Origin of the sequence: Paramixta manurensis, from assembly GCF_013285385.1 — a bacterium.
Classification (GTDB): domain Bacteria; phylum Pseudomonadota; class Gammaproteobacteria; order Enterobacterales; family Enterobacteriaceae; genus Paramixta; species Paramixta manurensis.
The window spans coordinates 2553876-2568660 of record NZ_CP054212.1 but is presented as its reverse complement, the minus strand read 5'-3'; the positions used below and the strand labels follow the sequence as shown (position 1 = coordinate 2568660).

Annotated in this window: 14 protein-coding genes; 10 read left to right on the top strand and 4 right to left on the bottom strand. The window is 51.6% G+C overall.

Annotated features, from left to right (window positions below):
- Positions 1-79: 79 nt before the first annotated feature.
- Together PMPD1_RS12395 and yebS are read right to left on the bottom strand one after the other, a co-directional pair.
- Positions 80-2704, bottom strand: coding sequence for a PqiB family protein (locus tag PMPD1_RS12395; protein ID WP_173634333.1), 2625 nt, complete (start codon positions 2702-2704; stop codon positions 80-82).
- Positions 2673-3917 (bottom strand): membrane integrity lipid transport subunit YebS, encoded by a 1245-nt coding sequence (yebS, locus tag PMPD1_RS12390; RefSeq protein WP_173634332.1) that lies wholly within the window; start codon positions 3915-3917, stop codon positions 2673-2675. The genes PMPD1_RS12395 and yebS overlap by 32 nt, the downstream gene beginning before the upstream one ends.
- A 238-nt stretch (positions 3918-4155) precedes the next feature.
- Here yebS and PMPD1_RS12385 point away from each other — a divergent pair, with 238 nt between their 5' ends.
- The 4 genes from PMPD1_RS12385 to htpX all read left to right on the top strand — a co-directional run bounded on the left by PMPD1_RS12385 (position 4156) and on the right by htpX (position 8625).
- The gene (locus PMPD1_RS12385; RefSeq protein WP_173634331.1) at positions 4156-4656 is read left to right on the top strand and encodes a GAF domain-containing protein; all 501 of its coding nucleotides are present in this window, start codon (positions 4156-4158) and stop codon (positions 4654-4656) included.
- A gap of 97 nt (positions 4657-4753) precedes the next feature.
- Positions 4754-5446 (top strand): RNA chaperone ProQ, encoded by a 693-nt coding sequence (proQ, locus tag PMPD1_RS12380; RefSeq protein WP_173634330.1) that lies wholly within the window; start codon positions 4754-4756, stop codon positions 5444-5446.
- 19 nt (positions 5447-5465) lie between these two features.
- Complete coding sequence (gene prc / locus PMPD1_RS12375; protein WP_173634329.1) at positions 5466-7511, top strand: carboxy terminal-processing peptidase; 2046 nt, start codon at positions 5466-5468, stop codon at positions 7509-7511.
- A 232-nt stretch (positions 7512-7743) separates the two neighbouring features.
- The gene (gene htpX, locus PMPD1_RS12370) at positions 7744-8625 is read left to right on the top strand and encodes a protease HtpX (RefSeq protein ID WP_173634328.1); all 882 of its coding nucleotides are present in this window, start codon (positions 7744-7746) and stop codon (positions 8623-8625) included.
- Positions 8626-8687: 62 nt separating this feature from the next.
- Here the strand turns inward: htpX and PMPD1_RS12365 are convergent, their stop codons facing one another.
- Positions 8688-10067, bottom strand: coding sequence for an MFS transporter (locus tag PMPD1_RS12365; protein ID WP_173636208.1), 1380 nt, complete (start codon positions 10065-10067; stop codon positions 8688-8690).
- Positions 10068-10263: 196 nt separating this feature from the next.
- Between PMPD1_RS12365 and kdgR the strand changes: the two genes are divergently transcribed.
- Positions 10264-11055, top strand: coding sequence for a DNA-binding transcriptional regulator KdgR (gene kdgR, locus PMPD1_RS12360; RefSeq protein ID WP_173634327.1), 792 nt, complete (start codon positions 10264-10266; stop codon positions 11053-11055).
- A gap of 49 nt (positions 11056-11104) precedes the next feature.
- On the opposite strand, the gene PMPD1_RS12355 is transcribed toward kdgR, so the two are convergent.
- Entirely contained in the window at positions 11105-11344 is a 240-nt protein-coding gene (locus PMPD1_RS12355; protein WP_173634326.1) for a YobH family protein, read from the bottom strand.
- 232 nt (positions 11345-11576) lie between these two features.
- Here PMPD1_RS12355 and PMPD1_RS12350 point away from each other — a divergent pair, with 232 nt between their 5' ends.
- The 5 genes from PMPD1_RS12350 (at position 11577) to rlmA (ending at position 14783) form a co-directional block, all read left to right on the top strand.
- Positions 11577-11849, top strand: a complete 273-nt coding sequence (locus PMPD1_RS12350; protein WP_173634325.1) for a YebO family protein — start codon at positions 11577-11579, stop codon at positions 11847-11849.
- 29 nt (positions 11850-11878) lie between these two features.
- Entirely contained in the window at positions 11879-12883 is a 1005-nt protein-coding gene (locus PMPD1_RS12345) for an MBL fold metallo-hydrolase (protein ID WP_173634324.1), read from the top strand.
- Positions 12884-13436: 553 nt separating this feature from the next.
- Complete coding sequence (locus PMPD1_RS22885) at positions 13437-13511, top strand: DUF2627 domain-containing protein (RefSeq protein ID WP_435529737.1); 75 nt, start codon at positions 13437-13439, stop codon at positions 13509-13511.
- An 80-nt stretch (positions 13512-13591) separates the two neighbouring features.
- Positions 13592-13801: a transcription antiterminator/RNA stability regulator CspE gene (cspE, locus tag PMPD1_RS12335; RefSeq protein ID WP_173634323.1), complete on the top strand. Its 210-nt coding sequence runs from the start codon at positions 13592-13594 to the stop codon at positions 13799-13801.
- Positions 13802-13967: 166 nt separating this feature from the next.
- Positions 13968-14783: a 23S rRNA (guanine(745)-N(1))-methyltransferase gene (gene rlmA, locus PMPD1_RS12330; protein ID WP_173634322.1), complete on the top strand. Its 816-nt coding sequence runs from the start codon at positions 13968-13970 to the stop codon at positions 14781-14783.
- The last annotated feature ends 2 nt before the right edge of the window (positions 14784-14785 follow it).

Here is a 14785-nt window from a genome sequence, read left to right as displayed (position 1 = left end):
ATTAAACAGAGAGTTTATCACAGCCTGTCTGTAGCAGAAAAAACACGGGCGGCAGAAGGCCACCCGTGGAAGGTAACGATTAAGGGCGAGGGATCGCGGTGCCCCATTTCCGCCACTCTTTCGGCTCTTCATCCAGTAATAGGAAGTGTTTATCCACCGCAGCCTGCGGCGCCAACGGGACGGTTGGCGGCGTGGCAAACTGAATGCCGCCGCGAATAAATTGCTGGAAGGTGCCGGTTTTCACCACGCCGCCGATCAGCCCAAAATCGAGGTTATAGCCAGAGGCCAGCCAGAACACCGAATTATTGCGCACCAGATACTGATATTTTTTACTAATACGCAATTGGACATGCACGCGGTCTGCCATCCGTCCCAGCGAGGTGCCGGTAACGGTGCCGACTTCCACGCCGCGGAACAGCACGGGCGTGCCAATTGAAAGCGAACCGGCTTCCGGCGTATCCACCACGATATTCAGCCCATTTAGATAGCGAGAGTCGGTAATGGTGGTTTCTTGTAACTCAAAATCACGCATTGTGCGGCCCTTACCGGGATCGACATTGATATAGGGCTGGAGCAACGTTTCCAGATGATTAACGCCGGTAGCGGAAATTTCCGGGGAAACGACCGAGAAACGGCTGCCCTGACGGGCGAAGCTTTGCACATATTCCGGGTAGAGTACCGCTTTGGCAATCACCTGATTATTGTCCGGGCTGAGCGCTAGCGACTCAACCTGACCAACGTTAATCCCTAAATAGCGTACCGGCATCCCGGCGGCCAGTTTGCTGGCGTCAAAAGTGTGCAGCGTAATTTGGCTGCCCACCGCGCGCGCAGTGGTTTCGGAATCATACAACACACGTTTTTCGCCGGGCACGGCACCGGCCAGGTTGTCAAAACTGATCGCGCCTTTCAGCGCACGGTTAAGTGGCGATGCCTGCACCGTTAGCCCGTTGCCATTAAGTTGCACTTTTGCGCCGCCCTCGGCCCAGAACACGCTATTCGGCGTTAACAGCTTGCGATATTCAGGTTTGATGTGCACTGAGACGTCAAACTCATTCGCGCGCGGCGTAACATCAACAATTTCACCCACCTGGAATTTACGATACAACACCACGGAACCGGCCTGAATATCTGGCAGACTGCGTGCGGTAAGGGTAAGCGTGGTGGGCGCACGATCGGTGGTAATCCCTTCTTCTGCTTTTTCCGCATCGGCATACAATGGGTAGTGCTGCAGCGGCGCGCCGGTCGATCCGGGTTGCAAACGCACGCCGCCATCCACCCATTCACGCGCGCTGGCGCCCAGCACCTGCATGCCTTCCAAACCAAATTTAACGTCGAGACGGCTATTAATAATAAACTTGCTATCCGCATGCACTAACTGCCGATATTCCGGCGCAATTGCTGCTTCGAAACGAACTTCTTTTTCACCCAACGTGCGGCGCACAATTTGCCCGATCTGCATCCCGCGCATCACAATCGGTTGGCCGGCATCGATCCCAAAGGTCTCCGGCGCGCTTAGCATTACGGTCAGCACATTGGGGTGCTGTAGCAGCGCTTCATTACTTTGCCGCACCACAAAATTCTCTTGCGGCTCGCCTTCACCGGGGATGAGCTCCAGCGTGTCTCCGGTCAGTAATGAACTGAGGTTACTGTTCGTCAGGCTAATTTTCGGGCTACGCATCTCAATGCGCGTACCGGTACGCATCAAACCGACTACGGACGGATCGATAGTCAATTCGCCGCTGACTTTGCCGCCGCTCTGGAGGGTCATTTTAGTTAGCGTGCCAACCTCCAGCCCTTGATACATTAATGGCGTTCTGCCCTCTTTGAGGTTTTGTCCGTTCGGCAAATCGAGATGGATAATCACACCTCGTTGGCTATGGGCGAGATCCGGATAGAGAGGGTAACTGGCCTCGGAAGCGGCTTGTTGCGACTGGTTTGGCGAGTCAAACGCAATCGCGCCATTGACCAACGCCGCCAGGCTTTCTAACTGAACTTTCGCCCCGCTAAAACCGACATCCGCTTTCACGCCGGAAACGTTCCAAAACCGTGAGTCTTTTTTCACCAGATTGGTGAAACGCCGCTCGATTAAGACATCAATCGTTACGCCCTGATTGCCGGAGTTAATGCTGTAGTCGTAAACGCGTCCCACCGGGATCTTGCGGTAGTAGACCAGCGAGCCGCTATTTAGCGCCCCCAAATCCGGCGCATGCAGATGAATGAGCATTTCGCCGGTATTAACACGGTATTTAGGTTGCGTATCTAACGCGACGAAGTGATCGCGCGGTTGGCCTTTACCGGGCATCATGCCGATATAGTTACCGCCTACCAGTGCATCAAGACCCGAAACACCGGCCAGTGAGGCTTTTGGTGTCACCAGCCAAAACTGAGTATCTTCACGCAGCGCATCGCGCATATCGCTTTTTATACTGGCTTTAATTTTAATGGTGCGCAGATCATCGGTCATGCTAATGCCTTCCACGGTGCCGACTTCAACACCCTGGTAACGCACTGGCGTTCTTCCGGGAACAATACCGTCCGCCGAGACAAAATCAATCGTCACGGTTGTTCCGCGCTCTTGATAATTGGTCCACAGCAGCCAGCCTGCAATCAGCAGCGCAATCAGCGGCAACAGCCAGAAGGGCGAAATTTTGCGCTTATTGGTAACCCGCGCCCTAGTCGGTGTAGTCGGCGTTTCCTGTTGCATGTGCATCCCAAATTAGACGGCTATCCAGCCACTCAACGGAGAGGATAGTAAGAATGACCGCCGCGCCAAAATAGAAGGCGGCCGGCCCCATGGTAAAAGCCAATAATTGGTCGCGATTGACTAGCGACATAGTTAACGAAATCACGAAGAGATCCAGCATTGACCAACGGCCAACCCATGTCACCACGCGCAGCAAGCGGATACGCGTTTTCAGACCCTGCTCACAATTAAAATGAATACTAAATAGCAGAGTGATCAGTACCAGCACCTTAGTAAAGGGCACCAGAATACTGGCGATAAACACCACCGCTGCCACCGGGATATTACCGGATGCCAGCGAGAGAATGCCGGAGAAAATGGTGTCTTCCTGTCGTGAGCCATTCAAATAAATAATTGAAATAGGCAACAGATTCGCCGGAATAAGCAGTACTACCGAGGCAATTAATGCCGCCCAGGTTTTTTGCAGGCTGTGGCGGCGTCGAAAGGTGAGTGGGGTGTGGCAACGCGGGCAGCGCCCGCGATCGTCAGGCAACCCACTGTGGTGGCAGTTGAGACACACCTGCAGTTTTTGATGGTCGACATAATGCTCTGGCTGTGGATAAAAGCGTTGCCACAGTTGCTCGATATTCAGATGTATTAAGGTCAGTAAACTCAGCAAAGTCAGCGCGATAAACGCCACCAATCCGTAGCCGACATTAATGTCGGCATAATCCTTGACCTTAATCGAAGCAACCGCCACGCCCACCAAATAGATGTCGAGCATTACCCACTCTTTAAGGCGGTCCAGCATCAGTAACACCGGCCGCAGATTCATGCCTAATCGCTCGCCAAAAAACAGATAAATAATCGCCACAATCAGCGTAACCGGCGCGCCGATGGTACAGAACGCGACCATAGCAGCGGTGAGCGCGTTACCTTGCTGTGCCATTTGCAATACGCCCTCTAATAAGGTGGCGCTGATGCGGGTGCCGAGTAAGCGGATATCAACCAGCGGTTCGCTTAACGCAAATGGCAATAGTAGCAACATGGTGACGGCCATCGCGGCTAAACGTGTCATGGACCAGTCGCGCCCATTGAGAATTTTAGCGTTACAGCGTGGGCACCAGGCGGATTGATGAGATTTCACATTCGGTAAGGAAAAAAGGGTATCGCATTGCGGACAACGCTGATAACGTTCCTGAGGCAGAGCATGGCGGATAGCATGTATTTTCATAAGATGCAGTATTGGCCTGGTTACTTTACGCCGGGAAGTCCTGGAGAACGCTCCGGTTCCGGGACAGGTTAAACGATGCGTTGCCAACCGCAGGTAACACATTGGCTCTGCTATCCGATCAAGATAAGTCTAAGGTTATATTAACTAACCGAATGATTCACCTTGTGGTTGCGGATATTTAATGCTTATTTTAACGGGCGGTAAAAAACGCCGCGTACAGTTTGACAATGGTTATTAAATGAACAAACAAGAATTTTATCACGATTTGAATCGCGATTTGCAGGCGTTGATTTCTGGTGAGACCAGTTTTCTGGCAGTAATGGGGAACTGTAGTGCGTTACTGTTTGAACGTTTGGAAGGCGTTAACTGGGTGGGGTTCTATCTGCTTACTGAAGCGAATACCCTGGTGCTTGGCCCGTTTCAGGGGAAAATCGCCTGTGTTCGTATTCCGGTTGGAAAAGGCGTATGTGGCACCGCCTTCGCCGAAGATAAGGTTCAACGGGTTGATGATGTGCACGCGTTCCCCGGCCATATCGCCTGTGATGCTGCCAGTAATGCAGAAATTGTGCTGCCGCTGAAGGTTAATGGTGAAATTATCGGCGTTCTCGATATTGATAGTACAACGTATAAGCGTTTCGATAACGAGGACGAAATTGGCCTGAAAACCCTTACTGACGGGCTTTGTGAGGTGCTGGCGGGGAGTGATGTGCAAAAATTTCTTCACATCAACCGTCGCTAAAGCGCTGGATCACGTAGCAATTGCCGATGGGCTCATTATAATGTCGCCTGTTCATGCCTGTGGCTTGTTGGCAATTCCGTTGTAATCAGGAAATTTCATGGAAAATCAACCTAAGTTGAATAGCAGTAAAGAAGTCATCGCCTTTTTGGCCGAGCGTTTTCCTCACTGCTTTAGCGCCGAGGGTGAAGCACGTCCGCTCAAAATCGGTATCTTTCAGGATCTCGTCGATCGCGTTCAGGGTGAAATGAGTTTGAGTAAAACTCAACTGCGCTCGGCATTACGTCTGTATACGTCAAGCTGGCGTTACCTGTACGGCATCAAAGCGGGCGCGACTCGTGTTGATCTGGATGGTAATGCCTGCGGCGAACTGGATGAGCAGCACGTCGAACACGCGCGTAAGCAGCTTGAAGAAGCTAAAGCACGTGTTCAGGCACAGCGCCAGCAGCAGCAGGCGAAAAAGCGCGAAGCCGGTGAGGGTGATGAGAAGAGTGCGCCGCGTCGTCCGCGTAAACCCACACCACGTAAACCTGTCGCCGAAGGCGAAGCGCCGCGTAAAGTTCGGCCGAAAGCCTCACGACCGGCTCAAGACGGCAGCGCTTCTGAATCGCGTCAACCGCGTGCTATACCGGTGACCGATACCGCAGCTTTGCAAGTGGGCCAGAGCATTAAAGTGAAAGCAGGCAAAAGTGCGATGGATGCCACTATTCTGGAAATCTCAAAAGATGGTGTCCGGGTACAGCTCGCTTCCGGCCTGGCAATGATTGTGCGCGCAGAACACTTGCAGTTCTGAAACGGAGGCCAACCAGGGCATGAACAATATTTTTAGAATGACGATGATTGCGGGCCTGCTGTTAGCAGGCCATGCATTCGCTGCGGAAAATATTACCCGCGCAGACCAAATTCCCCAGTTACATCAGGAACCTCAGCACGCTACGGTAAGCGAACGCGTCACTTCTCGCTTCACTCGCTCCCATTATCGTCAGTTCGATCTGGATAAAGATTTTTCAGCTAAAATCTTCGATCGTTACCTGAATATGCTGGATTACAGCCATAACGTGCTGTTAGCGTCGGATGTAGCACAATACGCCGATAAGAAAACCACGCTGGGCGATGAGCTGCGCAGCGGCCAATTGCCGGTTTTCTATGATCTGTACAATTTAGCGCAGAAACGCCGTTTTGAGCGTTATCAATATGCGCTGTCGGTGTTGAGTAAGCCGATGAATTTCAATGGTAACGACACTATTGATATTGATCGGAGTAAAGCGCCGTGGCCGAAGAGTACGGCTGAATTAAACGCGCTGTGGGATGCCAAAGTAAAATATGACGAACTGAGTCTGAAATTGACCGGTAAGTCAGAGAGCGAAATTCGCGATATTCTGTCCAAACGTTATAACTTTGCTATCCGCCGCTTAGCGCAAAGCAACAGTGAAGACGTTTTCCAGTTGGCGATGAATGCCTTCGCCCATGAAATCGACCCGCATACCAACTATTTGTCGCCGCGTAATACCGAGCAGTTTAATACCGAAATGAGCCTTTCGCTGGAAGGGATCGGTGCGGTGTTGCAAATGGATGATGATTATACCGTCATTAATTCAATGGTCGCCGGCGGGCCTGCGGCGAAAAGTAAAACCATCAACGTTGGCGATCGGATTGTTGGCGTAGGTCAGCCGGGCAAACCGATGGAGGATGTGATCGGTTGGCGGCTTGATGATGTGGTGGCGAAAATTAAAGGGCCGAAAGGCAGCAAGGTTCGCCTGGAAATTTTACCAGCCGGTAAAGGTACCAAAACCCGTGTTGTGACGCTGACGCGTGAAAAAATCCGTCTCGAAGATCGGGCGGTAAAAATGTCGGTGCATAATGTCGGTAAACAAAAAGTCGGTGTGCTGGATATCCCAGGCTTCTATGTCGGTCTTACCGACGATGTAAAAGTACAGTTGCAGAAACTGCAGAAGCAAAATGTCGACAGCATCGTGATTGACTTGCGCACCAACGGCGGCGGGGCGTTGACCGAGGCAGTATCGCTCTCTGGTCTGTTTATCCCGAGCGGGCCGGTGGTTCAGGTACGTGATAATAATGGTCGCGTGCGTGAAGATAGCGATAATGACGGCATTGTCTACTACAAAGGCCCGTTAGTGGTGCTGGTAGATCGCTTTAGCGCTTCGGCGTCAGAAATTTTCGCTGCGGCAATGCAAGATTATGGACGTGCGTTGATTGTTGGCGAACCGACCTTTGGTAAAGGTACCGTGCAGCAGTACCGCTCGCTAAACCGTATTTACGATCAAATGCTGCGTCCTGACTGGCCTGCGTTGGGATCGGTGCAATACACTATCCAGAAGTTCTACCGTATCAACGGCGGCAGTACGCAGCGTAAAGGCGTAACGCCTGAAATTCTGATGCCGACCGGGGTTGAAGCGGTGGAAACCGGCGAGAAGTTTGAGGATAACGCCTTGCCGTGGGATAGCATCAATGCCGCGAGCTATGTTAAAACCGGTGATGTGAAACCGTTAGTGCCGCAGTTGACCAAGGATCACCAGGCGCGTATCGCCAACGATCCTGAGTTCCAGTACATCATTAAAGACATTCAGCGTTTTGATGCAATGAAGGATAAACGCAATATCGTGTCGCTCAATCTTGCCCAGCGCGAGAAAGAGAATCACGAGGAGGATGCACTGCGTCTGGAGCGCATTAATGCGCGTTATAAAGCGGAAGGTAAAAAACCGCTCGCGTCGCTGGATGATTTGCCGAAGGATTACAAGGAACCCGATCCGTATCTGGATGAAACGGTACAAATTGCTAACGATTTGGCCCAGCAAGAGAAAGCCCAGCCGGCAGAGAAACCTGCCGCCAGCAAATAACCCCACCAGGCACTGCGTAAGCGGTGCCTGTTTTTTTCCCCGCCGGGCTGTTTAACTGCCCTGATTCACGGTTTTTCCTCCTGCAATTCTGCACCGCGTGACAGATACGACAAAATGTAAAGTTATGTCTTTTTAGACACTTAAACGTTAAGGTCGCTTGAAAAGCTCGCCAATGACCCTAGGATGTAGATCCGCGCATAAGCGCTTTGTTAACCGAGGAAGATTAAAGTTTATGATGCGTATTGCTCTTTTCCTGCTAACCAACTTGGGCGTAATGTTGGTTTTTGGGCTGATACTCAGTCTGACAGGAATCCAGTCAAGCAGCGTGCAGGGCCTGATGATTATGGCAGGTCTGTTTGGCTTTGGCGGTGCGTTTGTTTCACTGCTGATGTCAAAGTGGATGGCGTTGCGTTCGGTTGGCGGCGAAGTGATTGAGCAGCCGCGCAATGAAACCGAACGCTGGTTGATGCAGACCGTGGGGCATCAGGCTCAGCAGGCGGGTATCGCGATGCCGCAGGTGGCGGTGTACCACGCGCCGGATATTAATGCGTTTGCCACCGGCGCCCGACGCAACGCGTCGCTGGTCGCGGTGTCGACCGGGTTACTGCAAAATATGAATCGCGATGAGGCCGAAGCGGTACTGGCGCATGAAATTAGCCATATCGCGAATGGCGATATGGTGACCATGACGCTGATTCAGGGCGTGGTGAACACCTTTGTGATTTTTGTTTCTCGCATTATCGCGCAGCTTGCTTCCGGCTTCCTGTCCGGTGATCGTGATGATGGCGAGAGCAGCAATGGTAATCCGCTGGTCTATTTTGCGGTGGCGACGGTGCTGGAATTGGTGTTTGGTATTTTGGCCAGCATCATTACCATGTGGTTCTCACGTCATCGTGAGTTTTATGCCGATGCCGGTTCCGCCAAGTTGGTGGGGCGCGAGAAGATGATTGCCGCGCTACAGCGTCTAAAAACCAGCTACGAGCCGCAGGAAGCCAGTAGCATGATGGCGCTTTGCATCAACGGTAAATCCAAATCGCTGAGCGAATTGTTTATGTCTCACCCGCCATTGGATAAGCGTATTGAAGCGCTGCGTAGCGGCCAGTATCTGAAATAATTATTCCGCAGGAAAAGCAAAGGCGACAGGGATGTCGCCTTTTTTATTGGCCTTGACCGTCCTTACTCGGCGGTGTGCTTCGGCTGCGTCATGCGTGAGGTGCTGACGATGGCGGCGGCGCTGGAAAATACGCCTGCCAGTAGCAGGGAAGCATGCGTGCCGTGCTCATTGAACAAGTTAAACATTAAGGCCACCAACGCTGCGCCGCTGGTCTGCCCAAGCAGCCGGGCAGTACCCAGCATGCCGCTGGCGCCGCCGCTGCGATGGCGTGGCGCAGAGGTAACGATAGTGTGGTTGTTTGGTGACTGGAATAGCCCGAAACCGGCGCCGCACAGGATCATGCGCCAGATAATATCCATATCGCCCGGCGCGGCAGGCAGCCATGCCAGCGCAAACAAGCCAGCGGCGAACATTGCCAGCCCAATACCGCCCAGTAGCCCTGCATGTACGCGTTCAATCAACTGACCGGCAATCGGGGCCATCACCATTGTTGCTAACGGCCACGGGGTAAGTAACAGGCCGGTGGCGACCTCATCACGTCCCGCTACGTTTTGTAAAAAGAACGGTAATGAAACCATCGCCAACATTTGGGCGCAGAAAGAACAGACCGATGTGCAAAGCGACAGCGTAAATATTGGAATGCGCAGTAGATCGATGGGTAGCAGCGGTATCGGCATTTTCAGCTGACGACGAATAAACAGCGTACCGATGACCAGCAAAGCGACCAGTTCCGCAAGGATAATCTTGCCGCTTTGTCCCTGAGCAAAGCCGCTTAGCGCGGAGATTAATAGCCCAAAGGTGAGGGCGTTCATGATGGCGCTCAGCGTATCAAACTTTTGTCCGCGAGCTTTTTGCGCATTGTCAGGTAAAAAACGCAGCGCCAATGCCAACGCGGCGAGGCAGACCGGCACATTAATAAAGAACAACCACTTCCATGATGCGACCGATAAGACCGCGGCCGCGACCGTTGGCCCGGCGGCGGTGGAGACGGCAACGATTAGCGAGTTGATCCCCATCCCGCGCCCAAGATAGCGCTGCGGATAAATAATTCGGATCAGGGCGGAGTTAACGCTCATCAGCGAGGCGCCGCCAAAACCTTGCAACACGCGCGCGAAGGCCAACATACCGAGCGAGTCCGAGAGGGCGCAGAACAAGGAGGTAAAGCAGAAAAGGAGCAGCCCCCATTGATAGACGCGGCGATAGCCGACGATGTCGCCAAGAAAAGAGAGTGACAGCAGCGAGACAATAATTGCCAACTGATAGGCGTTAACAATCCAGATAGACTCCGCCGGGCTGGCGTGTAATTCACGCGCGATAGTCGGCAGTGCAACGTTGGCGATAGCGCCATCCAGTACTGCAACGGTAATACCAAGCGCGATAGCAACAATAGCGCCGTAGCGCTGGGGGACAGGAATTCCGTCCGGGTGAGCAGTTTGCGGCATAAACAGAAAGGTAAAGTGGGGGAATATCATCATGCTAATGATTTTCGTCACGTATTGCATCTTTCTGATGGATAAAAAATTATCACAGTGTGTGTCGTGGCTTTTCATCGCTAATCATTGCGGAGTTCTGGTCGGCAATCGTATACTAGAAATAGTGTTCCATTTTTTATAAAACGATTTCAAAAAGGTTGAGACCATGGCGAATGCAGAGATCGATAAACAGCCGGATTCGGTGTCTTCGGTGCTAAAAGTGTTTGGCATTTTACAGGCGTTGGGCGAAGAACGGGAAAACGGCATCACCGAGCTATCGCAACGCGTGATGATGTCAAAAAGCACGGTTTATCGCTTTCTACAAACCATGAAAACGCTTGGCTATGTGTCACAAGAAGGGGAGTCAGAAAAATATGCTCTGACCCTTAAGCTGTTTGAGTTGGGCGCCAGAGCATTACAAAATGTCGATCTGATCCGCAGTGCGGATGTGCAAATGCGCGAACTGTCACGCCTGACGCGAGAAACGATCCACCTTGGCGCACTGGAAGAGGACAGCATTGTCTATATCCACAAAATCGACTCGCTGTATAACCTGCGTATGTATTCACGCATTGGGCGGCGCAATCCGTTGCATAGCACGGCGATTGGTAAAGTGTTGCTGGCGTGGCGCAGCCAGGCCGAAATCAAAGAAATCTTACACGAAGTGACCTTCACTCGTAGTACCTCGCGCACCGTCGGCAGTACGGAAGAGTTGTTGCCGGTGCTGGAGCGGGTGAAAACGCAGGGGTTTGGTGAGGATAATGAGGAACAGGAAGAGGGGCTGCGTTGTATTGCGGTGCCGGTGTTTGACCGTTTCGGCGTGGTGATTGCCGGCTTAAGTATTTCCTTTCCGACTATTCGCTTTTCCGAAGCGCGTAAAAATGATTATGTTGCGATGTTACATCGGGCGGCGAAACAGCTCTCGGCACAAATGGGTTTTCATGATTATCCGTTCTGAGTAGAAAGGATGGAAAACGCGGGCGAGTTTAGGCTCACCCGCGTAAGTTTTAATGGTTATCGACAACTTCAGTGCTTTTTTTCAACACCGGGCAGTCTGTAACACCAATAATGCCGCTATCAGTATGCAGATATTGCGCGCTGACCATTCCTCTGGCGGTGAGGTATTGGCATTGTAACCCCATCCCCGCAACGTTTTTGCTGCTACCGGTGAGTACACCATAGCCGGTTAATAACATCGCCAGCCAAATAATCGCCAGCACAATCACAATTCGCACCACAACCTTCATATTATCTCCTTAAGAAAAAGCCACTTTCGCGCTTCGCTGCGCGTCATAATCATAGCAGCTTGCCCGTTGTCAGGCTTGCCGTCGATCGGAGGAGACCGAAAGCGTGCTATCGCTACTGCGGCGGGGGCTGATTTTATCTGCGCTCGCTACCAATTCACGGTTTAGCGGGTAGAATCGTCTGCGTGACATTGGCCAGGTGCCGATGCGATAAGAGGCAAACGTTGAGGCAGTTATGAATGAGATGACAAATGGCGCGGCGGGGCTTGCGCCAATGATAATAAGCGTGGCGCTGGTAATTGTTGGGCTTATCGCCTGGTTTTTTATCAACCGCGCCAGCGTACGCGCCAGTGAACAGATTCGCTTACTGGAAGCATTGTTGGAAGAACAGAAGAAACAAAATGCCATGTTGCGCCAGCTAACGGCGCATGTCGCCGGTACGGATAAAACGGCTGAAACCACTGAGGATGCCAACAGAGACTTTACGCGCTTAATTCCAGAGCGCTAATCGCAGAATAAGGCCCTGGAGGGGTGATAATGGTTTGGAAGAATCCCTGGTATGATCCATCAAAAGCGCATCACACGCCGGAAGGTTTTTGTAATCCCGAAGCGGATTTACGCCAACCCGGCGACCTCCAGCGCTGGCGTAAGGAACGCAAAGCGCAGGGGCTACCTTTTCCACCCGCTGAGGGATATGAGGCGTTTATCCGCCAATGGTGGCAACCTGCCGATCTGAGCGGCGAGGATGACGCCGTTTGGTGGTTAGGGCACGCTTGCTTGTTGCTGCGTAACAATAATCGCTACTGTTTGATTGACCCCGCCTTGTCAAAGCGAGCGTCACCGCTGCGTTTTTACGGCCCGGCGCGTAAAACGCCTGCGTCGCTAAACATTAATCAGCTCCCTTCCTTAGACACTGTCCTGATTTCCCATAACCACTACGATCATTTGGATAAGCCCACCGTTCAGCGAATCATACGGCGCTTTCCTGAGGTACATTTTATTGTGCCATTGGGATTAAAGGCGTGGTTTGTTAAGCAGGGCGCACGGCGGGTCACAGCGCTTGACTGGTGGGAGAGTACGCAGCATGTCGGTTTTACCGTTCACGCCGTTCCCGCTCGGCACTGGAGTATGCGCACGCTGAAAGATCGCAACCGTTCGCTATGGTGTGGCTGGGTGGTGCAGACTAAGAATCTACGCTTCTGGTTTACCGGTGACAGTGGCTATAGTGAAAATTTACTTGAGATTTCGCAGCGCCTTGGCCCGTTTAACTTAGCCGCGTTGCCGGTAGGCGCGTATGCACCAACGTGGTTCATGCGCGGGCAGCATATGGATCCCGAACAAGCGGTTTCATTGCACCGCGATATTGGTTGCCCGCATTCGATACCGATTCATTGGGGCGTTTTTGAACTGGCTGATGAATCATTAGATGAACCTCCGCAAACCTTAGCACAGTCAATGGAGGTTGCCGGGCTTGATGGCAGCCGTTTTCGCGCATGGCGTATAGGCGAGAAAATGTCGGTAAATAATATTAGCCAGGATTAATCCTAAACACCGAATGGTTAATCGATAGCCCGTAAAGCCGGGCTATTAGTTTTTACAACCGCGCTGAACAAAAGCTTATTAGTGTGAAAAATGGAGGCGTGCTTTTTATTGGGGCATCAGGCCGGATAGTTTCCTGATTTTGGTGCAAATTAATTATTAAATTGTACTTGAGTATTTTTGTTGTACAGTTTAGCGCGACGATGAAATGTAAAATTTAACCGAATGGGCGGTGATTTTTATCGAAGAAATTTGATAATGTTATGCCATATTTATGCAATAAAATGTCGCTATGTTAGTCAGTTAACAGCTCATCGGATTAGACGAAAGCGGTGCTTTAGGCTAGAGTAATCTTCAAGTTAAGGCGTTACTGTCTGTTAGGTAGGCACTGTGTCGACTACGTTACCGATATCAGAAACAATGCATATATGTGCAAAGTGTGCGTTATTGCAATTATTTATTGTGCGGCATGTCGATCACTGTTTAAAAATGGCTTGCCATTAATTATGGGATATGTGATAACGCTTTCTGGGCAAAACGAGGTACAGTTCTGTTTATGTATGGCATCTTCAGTAAAGAAGTTCAGAGTAAAGACGTTGACGTTGAATACCGCTTCCTTGCCGAACCTTAATTAGTGCCTCATTCAGTAATGTCTCTGGTTTCTCTGTAAGTCAGCCTTCGGGCAAATAAACACTCTAAGGAATTTGCGAAATGGCAAAGATTAAAGGTCAGGTTAAGTGGTTCAACGAGTCTAAAGGTTTTGGTTTCATTACTCCTGCTGACGGCAGCAAAGATGTGTTCGTACACTTCTCTGCTATCCAGAGCAATGGTTTCAAAACTCTGGCAGAAGGCCAGAACGTTGAGTTCGAAATTCAGGACGGCCAGAAAGGTCCGGCTGCTGTCAACGTTACGGCGATCTGATTTCGATTGCAGCGTGCGCGTTACGAATAAGTAACCAACGACTGAATCTATAAAGTAAAAGCCCTGGCGCAGATGCCAGGGCTTTTCTTTTTACAACTGCGGGTTACGATAGCAAGCCGAAGCGTGTAAACTGCGCGCCTTAATTTATCCGCCCCGGAGAGAATACATGACCTGGCTTTGCCCGCTCTGTCAGCAGCCATTAACGCTTGAACATCAAAGCTGGATCTGCAGCGCACATCACCAGTTTGATTGCGCGAAAGAGGGGTACGTCAATCTGCTTCCGGTACAGCATAAACGTTCCCGTCAACCGGGCGACAGTGCGGAAATGATCCAGGCGCGGCGCGATTTTCTTGATGCCGGTTATTATCGCCCTTTGCAACAACGTGTGGCGGAGATATGGGCACAGCGGTTGCCGGATACCGCGGACGCGGTGCTGGATATTGGCTGTGGTGAGGGATATTACACCAATGCGGTGGCTGATGCGTTAGCACATTGCGGCCATCTGCAGGTCTATGGTTTGGATGTGGCGAAAGTCGCTATCCGTTTTGCTGCTAAGCGTTACCCGCAGATTCGGTTTTGCGTCGCATCCAGCCATCGGCTCCCTTTTGCGGATAAATCGCTGGACGGGGTATTGCGCATTTATGCGCCCTGTAAAGCTGCGGAACTGGCGCGAGTGGTAAAGAAGGGGGGCTATGTACTGACGGTAACGCCGGGGCCACGCCACTTAATGCAGTTTAAGGCGTTAATTTACCAACAGATTAAGTTACATGACACGGCTGACGAGCAACTGGCGGGTTTCACACGCGTCACACAAGAAGCGCTGGGATATTCGTTGCACCTAAATGGTGAAGCGGCGACCGCGCTGTTACAGATGACGCCATTTGCCTGGCGAGCGGATGAAGGGGTTTGGCAACGGTTAGCGCAGGAGACGGCATTTTTCTGTGAGACGGATTTTACCCTCACGTTGTGGCAACGGGATTAAGC

Excerpts from the sequence above, each read along its gene's own strand:
- PMPD1_RS12395 (WP_173634333.1), bottom strand. The coding sequence starts at position 2,704 with ATGCAACAGGAAACGCCGACTACACCGACTAGGGCGCGGGTTACCAAT.
- yebS (WP_173634332.1), bottom strand. The coding sequence starts at position 3,917 with ATGAAAATACATGCTATCCGCCATGCTCTGCCTCAGGAACGTTATCAG.
- PMPD1_RS12385 (WP_173634331.1), top strand. The coding sequence starts at position 4,156 with ATGAACAAACAAGAATTTTATCACGATTTGAATCGCGATTTGCAGGCG.
- proQ (WP_173634330.1), top strand. The coding sequence starts at position 4,754 with ATGGAAAATCAACCTAAGTTGAATAGCAGTAAAGAAGTCATCGCCTTT.
- prc (WP_173634329.1), top strand. The coding sequence starts at position 5,466 with ATGAACAATATTTTTAGAATGACGATGATTGCGGGCCTGCTGTTAGCA.
- htpX (WP_173634328.1), top strand. The coding sequence starts at position 7,744 with ATGATGCGTATTGCTCTTTTCCTGCTAACCAACTTGGGCGTAATGTTG.
- PMPD1_RS12365 (WP_173636208.1), bottom strand. The coding sequence starts at position 10,067 with ATGCCGCAAACTGCTCACCCGGACGGAATTCCTGTCCCCCAGCGCTAC.
- kdgR (WP_173634327.1), top strand. The coding sequence starts at position 10,264 with ATGGCGAATGCAGAGATCGATAAACAGCCGGATTCGGTGTCTTCGGTG.
- PMPD1_RS12355 (WP_173634326.1), bottom strand. The coding sequence starts at position 11,344 with ATGAAGGTTGTGGTGCGAATTGTGATTGTGCTGGCGATTATTTGGCTG.
- PMPD1_RS12350 (WP_173634325.1), top strand. The coding sequence starts at position 11,577 with ATGAATGAGATGACAAATGGCGCGGCGGGGCTTGCGCCAATGATAATA.
- PMPD1_RS12345 (WP_173634324.1), top strand. The coding sequence starts at position 11,879 with ATGGTTTGGAAGAATCCCTGGTATGATCCATCAAAAGCGCATCACACG.
- cspE (WP_173634323.1), top strand. The coding sequence starts at position 13,592 with ATGGCAAAGATTAAAGGTCAGGTTAAGTGGTTCAACGAGTCTAAAGGT.
- rlmA (WP_173634322.1), top strand. The coding sequence starts at position 13,968 with ATGACCTGGCTTTGCCCGCTCTGTCAGCAGCCATTAACGCTTGAACAT.